The organism is Ktedonobacter robiniae, assembly GCF_016587375.1.
GTDB lineage: Bacteria > Chloroflexota > Ktedonobacteria > Ktedonobacterales > Ktedonobacteraceae > Ktedonobacter > Ktedonobacter robiniae.
The window spans coordinates 1,593,341-1,608,431 of the sequence record NZ_BNJG01000001.1 but is presented as its reverse complement, the minus strand read 5'-3'; the positions used below and the strand labels follow the sequence as shown (position 1 = coordinate 1,608,431).

Genomic DNA, 15,091 nt, shown 5'->3' with positions numbered 1-15,091 from the left:
CATGCAGGTGGAGTGGTGGTCATAGCGAAAGGGAAACACCCGTTCCCATCCCGAACACGGTAGTTAAGCCTTTCAGCCCTGACGATACTACGGGGGCAGCCCCGTGGGAAAATAGGACATCGCCTCTCCACCCGCCTGTATGGGTGGGTTTCATGGTTGCGATTACGGGCTTTTAGCTCAGGTGGTTAGAGCGCAGTCCTGATAAGACTGAGGTCCCTGGTTCGAGTCCAGGAAGGCCCATTTCCCTTTTAAGGTCCTGGTTTCATACCAGGGCTTTTTTGTTATTTCATGATATGAAGAGAACATGATGAGCGGGCTGGCAGAGCCAGCCCGCTCATCATGTTCTCTTCATACACTAACTGCGTCGCAGGCGATTATAGGCCAGGCGCAGACCCTCCAGGGGCAAATATTGATTGATGTATTGAATCTCAGGAATAAGAGGGGCCATGAGTTGAGCCAGCCCGCCATGTGCGATTACCCTGACCTCGCCCTGGTCGGTGACGCCAGGAATCTCCGCGCAGAGGCGCTTGATCAGTCCCTGAACCAATCCTACATGTCCGTAAATAATGCCCGATTGCATGTTCTCAATGGTGTTCTTACCCAGGGCACGTTGAGGTGGCGTCAGGTCAACGCGGAAGAGGCGCGAGGCCGCACTACTGAGCGCTTCTGCTGAGATCATCAAACCAGGGGCAATAGATCCTCCCAGGAAGTTGCCCTCCTGTGAGATAACATCAAAGGTGGTTGCGGTGCTAAAGGCAATGACCAGGGCGGGACCGCCATACAACTGATGTGCGGCGAGGGTTGTCATGATACGATCCGAACCAATCTCCCAGGGATTGTCGATATGGAAGGCAATGCCCAGGTCTAACTGGTGCGAGATGACGAAGGCTTCCTTATGGCAGTAGCGCAGTGCCAGCTCTTGAAAGACAGGTGTCAAGGGAGGGACTACGCTTGAGAAAATAAGATCGTGAATATCACTGAAGCGGTGCCCGGCATGTTGCAGCAGGTCGTTCAACACCATGGCATATTCGTCAGTAGTACGCTGGCGTGATGTTGAAACAACCCAGTGATGCTTCATCGTATCATTAAGATACAGGCCAAATTTGATATTGGTATTGCTGATATCAATTGCTAGTAACATGGAGAATCCGCTTTCTTATACCTCCTTATGCGAAAACCAACGCCGCTCACGCGGCTAGCGCTAGCGCGCTCAGGTTTTCGGAGAGGACCCGTGTTATTCGCTTTGGGAAATCGAGGATGCCTGGTGCTGAGCTACGTTGGTATGTCTGCGCCCGGCGTACTCTTTCAGTATCTCACCAATCTCCTCCGGGTTACCATACGCCTCATCGCGTACGACGATGACCTGCTTGTTATTCTCTGTGTTGAGGAAGGCAAGCGATACCGGCGTGCGCGTGCGCTTGTTCTGCCACTGGCGACCGCTCCTGGTGGCGCCGCGTCCTACGAAGAAGCCAGCGATATTTTCACCCATTGTGGGTAGTGTGCGCACCGTTACCTGCTCATCCTCACTAATCGTACGACTGGCACTGCGCACGCCACGCGCTGTGATATGCTCAACGTTTTCCATCGGGACCTGGACGACTTTGTCACCCTCTTGCTTGATAAAATTTTCTGGGGTGAAGACAAAGATATGTTTGTCAGATGTAAGAAGACGCTTGATGTCGACCACCAGTGTCCAGAGGCTGCCCAGCCCGATAAAGAGAAACATTCCGAGCATAAGCAGAGTAAAGATAATCAGGATTGGACCGCGCTGTAAGTTATCGGGAATGACGATGGGTAGCACGAGCGCGAATAGCCCCAGCCCTATAATAGTGCCAAAGGCCCAACCCGCAATACCCCACTGGAGCTTTTTACGAAGAATTGGAAAAACTGTCCAGTTGCTTGGATAGGCACCAGACCTGGCCTGCGCAAGGATTTCTTCTGCTTGCATGGCGTACTCCTTTAGTTTCGCTGTAAGGCTAGTTCTTATATTCGACACATTATATCAGAACGTGAGATGTCATGCACAAGAAGATTCGCACCTGGGGTGGGCAGAGAGGCACGGGGGAATGCCCGTGCCTCTCTGCCCACCCCGGACACTAATAATAGTAAATATGGTAAAATGAGGAGTGCGAATAAGCTACCCGTGGATGTTTGCGGTTGAAGGCGAGATGGAGAGCAATGGATCGCGAGATAGAGAGCTACTGGTTTTCCTTTGCCGAAAGGGCGGCGCAACTGGCGCTTCACTCCTTTCGGAGAGAATATCCCTCCTGGACAGAGGACGAGACCCCTCTAGACGAGCTTGTACGCTGGCTTGAGCTGAATGTAGAGACATTTCACCCCGTAGATTACCCGGATGGCACCTTTGGTTTTATGGACCCCGACGAGGAGGAAAACCTGATCTGGTTGTGCCGGGATATGCATGAGACGCTGCGTCGCTTTACATTGGCTCATGAACTGGGGCATGCCATCCTGCATTGCCAGGGGACTACGCGTATTCAGCAACTGGTCCAGGAGGTCGAGCAAGCACTACAAGAGAGCCAGGTGCCAGAGACCGAGCGCTATCAACAGACCCTGCTGTCTATTCCTACACCCGCTTTATCACTGCCAACACGTGCCGATCCCTGTCAGGAGCAGGACATGAACTTGCACTTGCTGGACCAGGATCATCTCCAGGAGACGCTGGGTCTCGGACTCACCTATGATCCCCGTAGCCAGCGGGAGTTGGCCGCGAATCTCTTTGCCGCCGAATTGCTGATGCCACGCGAGCGCGTACGCAGACTCTACCTGGAGGAACAGGTCGCACCAGCCTCTCTGGCGGCCCGCTTCGGCGTCTCACAGTCCGCGATGCTCAATCGCCTGGCTGGCTTTCTGCAAGATGCCCTACTCAGTAAGCCGCTCCCACGACAGGCCCCAAAGCCAGCGGCACAGCCCTCCAGTCCCGCCAAAAAGCGCTATGACACCTACCAGCAAGCGGCTATTGAGGCGCCAACACCAGCCTTGATTGTCGCGGGGCCTGGAAGCGGAAAGACCAGTACGTTAATTGGGCGCATCGAATATATGGTGCACACGCTCCAGGTACCGCCAGCGCAGATTCTGGCCCTGACCTTCTCGCGCAAGGCCGCCCAGGAGATGGAGGAACGTTTAGCTCAGGTCTTGACCCGGCAGTTACCGAAAGTCAGCACCTTTCACGCCTTCTGTGCCGACCTCTTGCGCCGCTATGGCGAGTTAGTTGGTCTGCGCCCGGGCTTTACTCTGTTGGATGAGGCCGAGGGCTACTTCCTCCTGCGCCAGTTGTCGCACTCCATGCGCTTAAAACACTATGTCAAATTGAGTGCACCTACCTTTTATTTCCCCGATATGCTCAAAGCCATTTCCAGGGCGAAAGATGAACTGATAACACCCGAGGAGTATATGCGCCTGGCGCAAACTATGTTTGAGTTGGCGCAGGGACAGGATGATACTGAGGCCCTTGAGCGCGCAGAGAAGGCCCTGGAGATTGCCCAGGTCTATACGCTTTACGAGCAGGCCCTGGGGCGGCGTGGCGACTGCGATTTTGGTGGCCTCTTGCTGCTGACGGTACGCCTGCTTCGTGAGCATCCAGAGGTGCTGGCGGAACAGCAGCAGGTGTATCAGTATGTCCTGGTTGATGAGTTTCAGGATATGAATAGAGCCAGTGGCGTCCTCTTACGTGTGCTGGCAGGCGAGGCCGGTCGCGTCTGGGTTGTGGGAGATGCGAATCAGGCCATCTATGGCTTTCGGGGCGCCTCACCCGCGAATATCAGCCAGTTTGCCCAGGACTTCCCCGGTGCGGTGATCCTACCGCTCAGTCGTAACTATCGCTCGCGCCCGGATCTCGTCTCTCTGGCGGAGGCTTTTCGTTGTACCTACCTGGATAAGGGCCAGGAACCAGGCAAAAATCAGCCGGCACGTGTGGCAGAGACCGGACCATATGTTACACTCGCCCAGGCGAGCAATGAGGCCAGTGAGGTCGCGGGCATCATCGCGGATATTCAGCATAAGCGCCGCCAGGGGTATAACTATAAAGATATGATGGTGCTCTGCCGGACGCGAAGCCAGGCTCAGAAGATCACGCGTGCCCTATTGGAGGCGGACTTGCCCACTCATGAACGCGCTGGCACGTTGGAACAGGAGCACGTAAAGGACGCGCTGGGAATGCTGCTGTTGTTGAGTAATGAGAGTGGCATGGGGTTATTGCGCGTGGCGCGCCTGCCCGATTATCGCCTCACCCAGGCGGATATAGAGGCCCTCTTGCTATCCGCCCACGAGCGCCAGGTCAGTCCGCACGGCCTGCTGCTCAGCGAAGAGTTTTCCCTTGACATCAGCGCAGAGGGAAGAAACACGTTGCAGCGCCTAGTCAGCAGTATGCGTACCTTGCAGCAGTGTAATGATACCTGGACCTGTATGAGCCAGTATCTCCTCCAGGAGACCAGCCTGGTGCGTGATCTCCTGTGCCACCCGGAGGACGAGGTCGCGAAAGGCCTGCTGCTGGATTATGATCGCTTGCTCCAACTAGCTAGGCACTATGACCAGCAGTTGGAGGCGCAGCGCAGGGTTCAGGGCCAGGAAGTTGTATCTCTGGAAGAGCTCTCTATGGAGGCGCGCCTGAAAGGCTTTTTGGAGTACCTTAGTATGCTAGTGGTGCTGCGTCAGGATGGGGCCACGCGTGAGAGTGGTGAGGGCGAGGATGAAGAAGAAGCGAATATCATTCAGGTCATGACGGTCCACGCTAGCAAGGGACTGGAGTTTCCTGTGGTGTATATGCCGGGCCTGGTGCAGAATAGATTTCCCCTGACCTATCGCTCAAGCGCTGTCAACGCGCCTGATGGAATGCTGCTAGCGGAAAACACTGGGCGCGCCGCTCATGATAGTGGTGAAGCCTGCCTCTTTTATGTTGGTGCAACACGCGCGCGCGATCACCTGGTGCTGAGCTATAGCGAGCGTTATGGCAAGAAGTCGTATAAGCGCTCCCTTTTCCTTGATCCCCTGGAGGCCGCGATGCCCCAGGAACGTTTGACGCAACTTGCCTGGGAGGCCCATGGCGAGATTGAGGAGCGTGTAGAGGAATCCCTCAAGCCGATCTCGATACAGCCTGGCGAGCGCTTTCTGGACCGGATGCGTCCCACTGACCTCAGCTCATCTTTGGTAGAGATGTATCGCCGCTGTCCTCGTCAATATGCCTACAGTACAATCTATCATTTCGATGGTGATGCCGATGCCTACCGCCTCTTCCTTCAGGCAACCCAGCAAACGGTTGAAGTGCTGCATAAACAACTAGCGAGTATGACTGATAGTCAGGGGGCCTTGCCCACATTTGAGGAATTGGAAGCGCTTTACAAGCGACACTGGCGCGAACTGGGAGGGGAAGATATGCCCTTCGCGCCTATGTATGAAGCGCATGGTATTGAGGTCGTAGAGGGAATGCGCCAGAAGCTGGTAACGCAGAGCGAGACCCAATGGTCCATGCGCGAGAGCCTGCATGTGGACCTCGCTGGTCGCTCCGTACGCGTGACTGTGGATCGTATTGAGAGCTCTTCACAGCCACAGGAGGAGGGGCCATTGCGCTTTGTGCGCACGCGCTATGGCAAGAGCAAGGAGAAACCGAAGGCAGACACTCGTGAACTCTTCTATACACTGGCATCGCGCCAGCACCATCCTGGGCGTCCGGTCGAACTCCACAGCCATAATATGAGCACTGGCGAGACCATACCTATGAAGTTGACCGAGAAGAAGGAGCAGAGCCTCTACGGCGAACTGGAGCAATGTATCGAGGGTATTGAACACGACGAGTATCCCGCGCGCCCCGCCGAACCCTCCCGCTGCCCCACCTGCCCATTCTTCTTCATCTGCCCAGCTTAAAAAGGGTAAGGAGTGTGTGATGGGCGCGAGGTGTCACGCAAATACACTACGTATGGTGTTACTTATAGCGATGCGCCAGTCACGAATAATGGGGTAGAATGTAGAGAAACACACCTTGTGTGCAGGCTATTTTAGAGTGTGTCACAGGAGAAAGGCGGAATTGCATGAATGATCAAGGTATTCTCAAACATATAGAAGAACTGGTCAACGAAGAGCATGAGCTGATGCAGAAGAAGGAGAATGGGGAGTTACAAGACAACCAGCATGAGCGTATTCACCAGCTAGAAGTCCAGCTAGACCAGTGCTGGGACCTCTTGCGTCAGCGCCGCGCGCGCCGCAACGCGGGGCAAGATCCCGAAGCAGCCCAGGTGCGCGACCCCAACATCGTTGAGCATTACAAACAGTAAGAGAATGTGAATGGGCGCCGCAATCGCGGCGCCCATTCACATTCTCTTACTGTTTTATGCTGCTTGCTTAGTCGCGGGGGCTTTCTCCGCGAACTCAGGAGGTAGATCGCTATAGACGCCGCGATACTGCGCGGGCAGCATCGACGCGATGGTGTACATGATCGTTTTCGTGGTCTCCTCAATGTCCTCGTTGGTAACCTTTTTCCCATTCTTCGGCGTAAAGACGATTGGCTTACCGTAGGTAATCGTCACCTTCGCGCCAAACTTCTTCAGGACGTTTTCGCTGCCATGAATGGCGACAGGAAGCACGGGGACGCCAGAGCGCAGCGCGATATAGCTCATACCATTATTGCCCTTGGCGAGGGTATGGGAGCGGCTACGTGTGCCTTCAGAGAAGATAACAAAGATTTTGCCCTTCTTAAGCTGTTCATCTGCCGCGCGGAGCGCTCGACGGTCGGCCTCACCTCGCTTGACGGGGAAGGCTCCCAGGAAGCGCACCAGCCAGCCAACCTTGCTATGGAAAAGCTCTTCTTTCGCCATATAGACGACTTTCCCTGGAATGAAGAGGGGGACCAGGGGAACATCGGTCCAGGAGAGATGATTGCTGGCAATGATAAAGGGACCCTCTTTAGGAATGTTGTAGCGACTGCGTAGCTTGATACGCGAGACAAGCGAGAGCAGGATGATCGCCACTGTGCGGATGGCGTTATAGAGCACCGTTGGGGTCACATACGGATCATAGAGATTCTTCTCAGGTTTCGCCTTGGGCACGGGGGCCTGGGCGACGGTCTTCTGGGGTGCCTCCAGGCCGTCACTGCCATTTGTGCCAGTGGGCGGAGGCGTCTGGGGGCCGGCTGAGCTTGCTGCTCCTGGTTCATTTGTTTCCCTCCACATAGTGACAAATTTTATCTAGCACCTGCTCGATGCCGAGATTATCTGTCTCGATGATAATAGCGTCCTTCGCTGGTTGCATGTTTTTGCGATCAGTGTTATCGCGGCGCTCAACGTCGCTCATGACTTCTTCCAGGCTGGGGAGCGCGGGATTATGCTCACCCATGCGCTCGACCATCTCTGTATGGCGGCGACGGGCGCGTTCGCGCAAGCTGGCGGTCAGGTAGATCTTAAGATCCGCGTCGGGCATGACCACCGAACCAATGTCGCGTCCAACCATGACGATATGCCCTTGCAAGCCAATGGCTCGCTGCTGGGCGATCAAAATAGAGCGTACCTGTGGATGCGACGAGACGGGTGAGACTGCGCGCCCAACCTGCGTGCTGCGAATATCCCAGGTAATGTCATGACCCTGAATGATGACGGTATATTGACGCCCATCGGCGATCTGGGGCTTGCTAATAAGAATGGTATTTTGCTCAGCTAACTTGCCAAGCGTAGGGCCATCGTTTAGATCTATTCCCTTTTGTAAGGCAAGCCAGGCAATGGCGCGATACATCGCTCCTGTATCGCAGTATAGATAGCCCAGCCGCCTGGCCAAGTGTTCTCCTATGGTACTTTTTCCTGCGCCAGCTGGTCCATCAATGGCGATACATCCCGGCTCTCGCATGAGTCCTCCACTTTGTGTTGTATATCTGAAGGGGATTATATCACACGTTATTGATGGACGCCTCTGGCTAGCTGGGCTGGTTCCTTACAAAAGGAAGTTGGCGATATCAATGATAATGTATTTAATGACTAAAGGCGCAATGAGAGATTTTATTCACAAGAATTACTTACGTTTACTATGAAGTATAGTGAACGCATCTTCCTTAGCCTGTTGTCTCTTGTAAAGTGATAAAGGGAGGATCTATTATGAGTAGAAACTTGGTCATGATTGTTAGCTTGATTTCCCTTCTCATCGCTTTCGTTTTATGCGTGTTTTTCTTCTCATTTTTCCTTTATCGAGTGGCCATTCTTTTATGTTGGGCGCTTCTTACCTGCATTCTTCTCGATATTTCTAGAAGACGTTCTGCATCTCTGTCTGAAGGTGAAGGCTCTAAAAAGCTAGAGTCATACACTATCCGCCAAAGCCTTACTAAGCTAGAGATAGATGGGCGCCAGCGCCAAAAATATGATGGGAAATAAAGGGTAAGAAAGTTTATTTGGACTAAGAATTGCCCATTACGAGAAGGGCAACCCGGCTGAATGGGTTATGTAAACAAATGGTTACTTGAGTAAGGACTGGATCTCCGCAGGGGTCAGATGACGCCACTTGCCGGGTGCAACACCCCGAAGGGTCAGTGGGCCAAGTCCTACGCGCCTGAGTTGCAGAACGGGGTGATCAACGGCCTGGAGCATGCGGCGTACCTGGCGCTTGCGTCCCTCGTGAATGGTCAGCGTCAGCCAGCTACTCTGCTCTGTGTTGGAGAGTTTGCGCACGCGCGCGGGCGAGCTGGTGTAGTGCTTGCCATCGTCCTCGGTGAAGGTTACCCCATCACGTAGGGCCTGGAGTGTTCGTTCCGTGGGGATGCCTTTGACCTGGACCTCATAGTGCTTCTCCTTCTCATAGCGCGGGTGGGTCAGGTGCTGGGCGAAGGCTCCGTCATTGGTAAGCAGCAAGAGTCCGCTGGTGTCGCGGTCCAGGCGCCCCACCGGGTAGAGGCGTAGGCTGCGTAGCTCAGGTGGAAGCAGGTCCAGAACCGTGGCACGCCCCTCTGGGTCGCTAACAGTGCTGACGTAGCCCGCGGGTTTATGGAGCAGCAGGTAGGCATGCGGCGCCTTCGCCTGGATCTCTTTTCCGTCAACCACGATGCGGTCCTGGCCCGGCTGTACGCGTGTGCCTTGCGCGGTAATAATGGTGCCATTGACGCGCACGCGCCCCTGGGCGATCAACTCCTCGGCATGACGACGTGAGGCCACGCCCGCGTGAGCCAGAAAGCGGGCCAGGCGCTCGCCCTGGGCTTCCTGATTGCTAGATTGCTCCTGTACTGATAATTCCTCGGGCATGTCGGAACCCGCTTGTTCTCTCTGCTTCATAGTGCCTTTCGACCCGCGCTCCACTGCGTACACTCTTTGGTGCGGCAGGTTTGTTGATAAATGTAATGTAGTCCCTGTTGCTGGCAGGCTCCTCCTGGCTCACCAGATAGCTGAAGCTGCGCGCTCATCATACGTGTCACCTGGTTGGATGGCAGGTCTGGATAGCTGGTGTAGAGCTGGCGTGCGCATTCATATAGTACAATATCTTGTTCGCGTAGAGCGACGGCTGCCGCGAAGGGCAAGACCACATTGCAAATTAGTATATCAGTGCGTGCAAGACTGAGATTGAGCCGGGTGAAGATACGCCGGAGCGGCCAGATACTGGGTAGGCTACCATGCGCCTCTCCTGGTGTGAGTATAGTTCGTAAACGCTGCCAGAGTGGCGTTATCTGTGCCTGCTCGATCAGGTGACGGAGCGCACGTAGGCGCTGGGCATCCAGGGGGGCTGGCCGTGTGGCGCGCCCCTCCGGTTCGGGAAGGATGCCAGGAATGCCCATGAGCCGTAGGGATGTAGCGCGGAAGAAGGCCCGGTCGCGCCCATAGGCCAGGCCCTCGCCGAGGGCTGGCAAGAGGTAGTGATCATAGAGGGTCTCGTCGTCATGTTTGTGCGTAGAGAGCGCACGTAGCTGGGTACTGAATAGCTCGCTCTTTTGCTCAAAGCGTAGTAAGCCTGCTCGATGGAGGAGTTGCTGGCGCTCACTCTCTGTCAGGGCTGGTATGATTTCCTGGCAGGGCCAGGGGGGCAGGCCTGCTCCTAGAAGCTGTAGGGCCTGCTCCTCGGCGGGCAGGTCTGCCAGGGTGCAGGTGGGAATGCTTAGCCCATCCTGGCGCAGAATAGGCTGAGTGATATCGTAGCGCAGGACGATGTGTAGTATAACCTGGTTGTAGCGCCTATCGCTCTCATGGTGATGATTATACCAATCGCTGGCGCGCACATGAAACTCAACATTGCCACAGAGGCGCGGAGCCTGGAGAACCTGGCGCAGGCCAGCCGGGGCTAGCGGCGAGGAAGATGCTAGGGGGCGTAGGACCGCGTCGCGTATATCTGGACCTTTAGAGCCGCCCGGGCGCCCGGAGAAGAGGAGTTGATAAGTCTCGCCTGTATCTAGAGGTAGAAGCGTATCCAGGGGCAGGTGCCACCAGCGGCGCGCAACCTCTATCTCATCCGGCAGATGCCTGTATGACTGCTCGGCAAGGAGAAGCATCGCTTACCGCTCTCTGCGCTTTTTCATGGTGCTTACCGCTTTGACCTGCTTGATAGTGCCGCGAATGGCCTGTTCTGTTGCTTCAGCGATGGCGCGAGCGGCGAGCGCTCGCGCTTTCCCCGTAGATTGACGCTCAGGTGTTGTCATCGAAGAACCGCCTCCCACCTTCAAACTAATTTCGTCTACATTCCTGATCAATTGATATTTACCTGAAACTGTGTTTGGACTGGATCATGTCCGGTCCGTGCGACCTTGACATCAATCGTCCAGACGCCACTCATGCTAAAGGTCTGTTGCTTATCAAAGACGGCAACATAGGTTGCGCTGTCGTTGCCTTTGACGACTGTCTGTGTCGTTCCCATATCCATGGCCACCATGTTGAGGGTGAGTGTTACCTGGGCATCGGTGACGGGCTGCCCCGCTGCATCTTTGATGGTCAGGACCACTGTATTACTCTCGTTGAGCTTGGCTGGCGTCACCAGTAGCGAGAGCGAGAGATCGCCTACCTGGCGCGTCTGCGTAGCTGGGGCGCTGGCTGCTTGAGACGTGCTGGCGCTGTAGTTTACCTCGGGATAGACAATAGGGGGTGCGTAAAAGGTCAGGAGCGCCAGGCAGAGCAGCACCCCAGCACCTATGATCGACTGCGCGCTGACCACCTGTTTTAGCGTGCGCCCTGTGTTAAGCAAGACGGACTGGCGAGCGCGGCGCGTGGGCAGGTCGGAGGTGACGACCGGTAGGAAGAGCGCCTGGCGCATCAACTTAGGCCGTAATACCGCCATGCCGACCCAGCTTAAGATCAACATCAGCACGAGGAGCACAAACAGGATCAGTAGCGTGCGCCCATAGGGATCTTGCAAGAACGCCTCTCGATTCGGAATGCTGGCTTCGCAGAGGTAGAAACCGCTTGCCAGGAGCGCCGCGATGCTACCCAGTTGGAAGGGCGTGAAGCGTCGCTGGATGACTACTAGGGCATCGGCGTAGTGATCTCGCTCGACTGCTGAGAGGAGCGGAAACAGGATAAAGCCCAGGTAGGTGAGCCCACCCAACCATATGCCAAGGCTGACCAGGCTGATCCAATCGAAGAGGACTGCGCTAGCATGTGGTTGCAAGACCTGCGCGGCCTCGCTTGAGAACGAACGCGTGAGCAGGATCAAGCCGCCCAGGACGAGCCATATTGGCGCGTAGCCATGTTGTGAAGGGGCGAGCCTGCCCAGCCTGCTCTCCTGATCGCGTGCTACTTCGCGCGTATCGTGCGTCAGGCTACGCGTCGTCCCTGGATTGGATGAGCGCTTCCCAGGGTTCGAGGCCTTCTTGCCTGGATTTGAGCCGGTAGGTTGCTTCAGCGAACTGGTAATGCTTGCACCCGTTGTGTTCAGCGCACGCGTCGCGCTAGTGACAATACTAAGCTGCCCTGTGACTGGACTGAGGGAGCCTGTGATTGAACCCAACGCTCCGGTGCGTGTGACTAGGCGTGGGGTGGGAGTGGCTGGATAGTTCTTCAGGTTTATGCGCCGCGTCCAATAGAGGAGGCCCATCGCGACGAGGATCAGCGCCAGACGGATGATGAGCAGCATACCGTATGTGGTTTGCAGGAGCATGGCGAGCATAGAGTTGAAAGAGAAGCTGCTATCAAGCGTCTGCGACATCTGAGCCACATGCAGGATAAAGGTCACACACTCACCAATCAGCAGCGCACATAAGCAGAGCCATTGTAGCGAGGTGGTGCGCTTGCGGGCGCGTTCAAGCAACGATTGAATACGTGATTGCCTGGCAAGAATCCAGTTCTCTGTGATAAGCAGGCCTATCCAGAAGGTGAGTGCGATGAGAACGAGCCAGTCCCAGCCTACGCTCAGGATGCTCAGAGTCGTGAATTGGCGAGAGCCTCCTGTGCCATAGAGATTATTGCTTGTTGCCGGGCCAAGCACCTTCTGTCCCGAGATACCCAGGCTGGAGACCGCCACATCAAAGCCAATAATACCGTTGGTTGTTTGTCCATCATTCGCCGCGACCGCGACCCACTTGATTTCATAGCTACCTTCGGGCAGAGAATCGGGGGACTGGAGGGGAATGTTGAGCTGGCGTGGATTGGCATGAGAGACGCTGGGCTGTCCATCGGTAACATCGACAAGCGTTCCCTTCTGTAGCGAGTAAATATGCGCGCTACTGAGTGTACTGATTGGAGCATTAAAAGTGATGTGTGCGACGCTGGGGACTTTGGCGATTGTTGAGCCATCGACCGGGTCAGAACCAATGACGAAGGCATGCGCCTGCGCCACTGGTGGGGGCGTGCAGAGTAGCCAGCCCATATGCATCACCAGAGCCAGGATACATGAGAGTAAAATAACAAGCAGTCTGCGCTTTTGCATGATGACCTTGAAGCCTTACTTTTCTCTATCTACTTCTGATCCGAAAACCCTGAGCGCGTGGCCGCTGTGCCCCCGAATGGGGATTAGGTGGTCCCCGAATGGGGGAAACGCTAGGTACGCCAGTGACGTTGGGTTTCGGAATAAGATCTTAAAAAAACAGCCAGTACATGCAGCTACCAGCTATACGCATGCCTATTTTGTGGAACAAATATATCTTAGTTTTACACGGACAGGAAGTTTGGATAGATGTATGTATGTGGATTGTACCTCAGGCAGCCGTATGTCGCAACATATTAGGTTCTATATGTACGTGGGTACTGTTAGACAAGTTTCACCTGGATAATGCCACGGCTCTGCTCGTGCTGCTCGTGCTCAATCCGTTCTAGAAAGGCGCTGAGCGTAGCGCGATACGCCTCTGGTTCCTCCAGGTGTGCATAGTGGGCGCTTGCTGAAAAAAGCTTGAGCTGGCTATCAGGAATGCCCTGCTGCAAGATGGTGTATTGCTGATTAGTCATACCATCGTGGCATCCGGCCGTGATCAGGGTATGTGCTGTAATCTGTGCCAGGCGGTCGCAGATATCCCATTCGGCCAGTTGCTGCCAGATATGGGCATTAAGTTCAGTATTCGTCTGCTGAGTGGCGCGCACATAGCTCTCTGGAAGTGGATCAAGGCGGCACACAAAGCGGCTGCGAAAGTACTGATAGCCATGCTCTGGATCATAGAGTTTTTGTTTGATATCGGGCGCCTGCTCCTCATATAGCCGTTGGCGCTCGCTCCACATCAGCGGCGCGCTGGCTGGAGTGCTGGCAAGGATAAGTCCCAGAAGTTCCGCGGGCTGTGCCAAAGCGTATTCCATCGCCAGAACTCCGCCCCAGGAGTGGCCAAAGAGGTGGAAACGCGTGAGACCAATGCTCTCGCGCAGGTGGACGATAAGCTGCCTTAACTGCTCAAGGAAGAGGGCCAGGCTGGTGCTCTCCGTAGCAGGAATGCCTGAGTAGCCAGCTCCAAGCTGGTCATACACGATCACGGCCCGCCCATCTTGCGACAACTGCTCAAGCGGGCAGAGGCTCTCGCTAGTGATACCCGGACCACCATGGATGGCTAGCAGAGGAGGTTTCGCCGCTGGGTCGCCAAAGATCCGGTACCATGTCCGATACTCATGGCAGGGCGCATAGCCTTCATGAATAAGCTGATCTATCATGTCCATGCAAATCTCCTCATGCAAAATATATTTGTATGTTTCTATATTATTGTCATACCATTGCAAGTCAGCCATCACATCCCTTCACCCCTGGCGAGCTTGCGAGCCGAGGCAGGTGACAGAGGAAAACAGTAAAACCCTGGAAGTACTGAGAGATATCTGGTTGATTGCTGAGCGCAAGTGTTACAATGAAGGTGAACTGGCCCTTGCCTACAGGAGTTGGAGAGGGCTGTAGTGAAAATAAGTTCATGTAGAGAAGCTAGAAAGAGGGTGCGATGACTGCAAGTTCATCCACGAAACTACGTGTAACAGTGTGGAACGAGTTTCGCCACGAACGCCACAGCGAAGAGGTTCAGAAGCACTATCCGGAAGGTATTCATAAAACTATCGCTGGTTTCCTCAGCGAGGCAGGCCTGGAGGTGCGCACTGCGACTCTTGATGAGCCAGAGCATGGCCTGACTCAGGAAGTGCTGGATTCAACGGATGTGCTGACCTGGTGGGGGCACATGGCACATGGCGATGTCAGTGATGATATCGTCGAGCGCGTGTACAAGCGCGTACTGGACGGTATGGGTCTGATCGTGCTGCATTCGGGACACTTCTCCAAGATCTTCCGTAAGTTGATGGGCACAACCTGCGACCTCAAGTGGCGCGAGAGCGGTGATCGTGAGCGCCTCTGGGTGGTCGCGCCAGGACACCCCATTACTGAGGGCCTGGGCGACTACTTTGAGATCGAAGAGGAGGAGATGTACGGCGAGCACTTCGACATTCCCGCCCCCGAGACGCTAGTCTTTATTAGCTGGTTTACTGGTGGAGAGGTCTTCCGTAGTGGCGCCTGCTATACACGAGGTCGCGGCAAGATCTTCTATTTCCGCCCTGGCCACGAAACGTTGCCAACCTACCATAATAAAGATGTGCAGCGCGTAATTGTGAATGGCGTGCACTGGGCTGCTCCCACACCTGGGCTGCCCCGCGTCTTTGGCAATACTCCCGCCCTGGAAGGTTCCAAATAAGCCAATTTGACAAGAGATAAAAAAGTGATGCGTCCTGGTCGCAATAGGCGA

The 15,091-nt window shown here is 55.1% G+C and carries 13 protein-coding genes, 1 tRNA gene and 1 rRNA gene; 6 read left to right on the top strand and 9 right to left on the bottom strand.

The genetic code is table 11. The features are described 5' to 3' along the window. The first annotated feature begins 11 nt into the window (after positions 1 to 11). Both rrf and JMJ04_RS06595 read left to right on the top strand, forming a co-directional pair. A 5S ribosomal RNA gene (gene rrf, locus JMJ04_RS06600) occupies positions 12 to 128 on the top strand. A gap of 38 nt (positions 129 to 166) precedes the next feature. Next, positions 167 to 240: transfer RNA gene (locus JMJ04_RS06595), tRNA-Ile, on the top strand. Positions 241 to 355: 115 nt separating this feature from the next. Here JMJ04_RS06595 and JMJ04_RS06590 read toward each other — a convergent pair. Further along, positions 356 to 1,141, bottom strand: coding sequence for a type III pantothenate kinase (locus tag JMJ04_RS06590; protein WP_007912172.1), 786 nt, complete (start codon positions 1,139 to 1,141; stop codon positions 356 to 358). A gap of 93 nt (positions 1,142 to 1,234) precedes the next feature. Next, entirely contained in the window at positions 1,235 to 1,948 is a 714-nt protein-coding gene (locus tag JMJ04_RS06585) for a hypothetical protein (protein ID WP_201369736.1), read from the bottom strand. A 230-nt stretch (positions 1,949 to 2,178) separates the two neighbouring features. On the opposite strand from JMJ04_RS06585, the gene JMJ04_RS06580 reads away from it, so the two are divergent. Together JMJ04_RS06580 and JMJ04_RS06575 are read left to right on the top strand one after the other, a co-directional pair. Further along, positions 2,179 to 5,877: a UvrD-helicase domain-containing protein gene (locus JMJ04_RS06580; RefSeq protein ID WP_201369735.1), complete on the top strand. Its 3,699-nt coding sequence runs from the start codon at positions 2,179 to 2,181 to the stop codon at positions 5,875 to 5,877. A 164-nt stretch (positions 5,878 to 6,041) separates the two neighbouring features. Next, complete coding sequence (locus tag JMJ04_RS06575; protein WP_201369734.1) at positions 6,042 to 6,284, top strand: DUF2630 family protein; 243 nt, start codon at positions 6,042 to 6,044, stop codon at positions 6,282 to 6,284. Between the two features lie 54 nt (positions 6,285 to 6,338). Here the strand turns inward: JMJ04_RS06575 and JMJ04_RS06570 are convergent, their stop codons facing one another. Then, entirely contained in the window at positions 6,339 to 7,178 is an 840-nt protein-coding gene (locus JMJ04_RS06570; protein ID WP_201369733.1) for a lysophospholipid acyltransferase family protein, read from the bottom strand. After that, positions 7,159 to 7,845, bottom strand: a complete 687-nt coding sequence (cmk, locus tag JMJ04_RS06565) for a (d)CMP kinase (RefSeq protein ID WP_201369732.1) — start codon at positions 7,843 to 7,845, stop codon at positions 7,159 to 7,161. The genes JMJ04_RS06570 and cmk overlap by 20 nt, the downstream gene beginning before the upstream one ends. A gap of 245 nt (positions 7,846 to 8,090) precedes the next feature. Here cmk and JMJ04_RS06560 point away from each other — a divergent pair, with 245 nt between their 5' ends. Beyond that, the gene (locus JMJ04_RS06560; RefSeq protein ID WP_201369731.1) at positions 8,091 to 8,363 is read left to right on the top strand and encodes a hypothetical protein; all 273 of its coding nucleotides are present in this window, start codon (positions 8,091 to 8,093) and stop codon (positions 8,361 to 8,363) included. 81 nt (positions 8,364 to 8,444) lie between these two features. On the opposite strand, the gene JMJ04_RS06555 is transcribed toward JMJ04_RS06560, so the two are convergent. The 5 genes from JMJ04_RS06555 to JMJ04_RS06535 all read right to left on the bottom strand — a co-directional run bounded on the left by JMJ04_RS06555 (position 8,445) and on the right by JMJ04_RS06535 (position 14,033). Continuing rightward, positions 8,445 to 9,254: a pseudouridine synthase gene (locus tag JMJ04_RS06555; RefSeq protein ID WP_307811646.1), complete on the bottom strand. Its 810-nt coding sequence runs from the start codon at positions 9,252 to 9,254 to the stop codon at positions 8,445 to 8,447. Further along, positions 9,251 to 10,459 (bottom strand): DUF2851 family protein, encoded by a 1,209-nt coding sequence (locus tag JMJ04_RS06550; RefSeq protein WP_201369730.1) that lies wholly within the window; start codon positions 10,457 to 10,459, stop codon positions 9,251 to 9,253. Before JMJ04_RS06550 ends, JMJ04_RS06555 begins: the two co-directional genes overlap by 4 nt. A gap of 3 nt (positions 10,460 to 10,462) precedes the next feature. Beyond that, complete coding sequence (locus JMJ04_RS06545; RefSeq protein WP_201369729.1) at positions 10,463 to 10,606, bottom strand: hypothetical protein; 144 nt, start codon at positions 10,604 to 10,606, stop codon at positions 10,463 to 10,465. Positions 10,607 to 10,653: 47 nt separating this feature from the next. After that, positions 10,654 to 12,825 (bottom strand): copper resistance CopC/CopD family protein, encoded by a 2,172-nt coding sequence (locus JMJ04_RS06540; RefSeq protein ID WP_201369728.1) that lies wholly within the window; start codon positions 12,823 to 12,825, stop codon positions 10,654 to 10,656. Between the two features lie 320 nt (positions 12,826 to 13,145). Beyond that, positions 13,146 to 14,033: a proline iminopeptidase-family hydrolase gene (locus JMJ04_RS06535; protein ID WP_201369727.1), complete on the bottom strand. Its 888-nt coding sequence runs from the start codon at positions 14,031 to 14,033 to the stop codon at positions 13,146 to 13,148. A gap of 269 nt (positions 14,034 to 14,302) precedes the next feature. On the opposite strand from JMJ04_RS06535, the gene JMJ04_RS06530 reads away from it, so the two are divergent. Then, positions 14,303 to 15,040, top strand: a complete 738-nt coding sequence (locus JMJ04_RS06530) for a ThuA domain-containing protein (protein ID WP_201369726.1) — start codon at positions 14,303 to 14,305, stop codon at positions 15,038 to 15,040. The last annotated feature ends 51 nt before the right edge of the window (positions 15,041 to 15,091 follow it).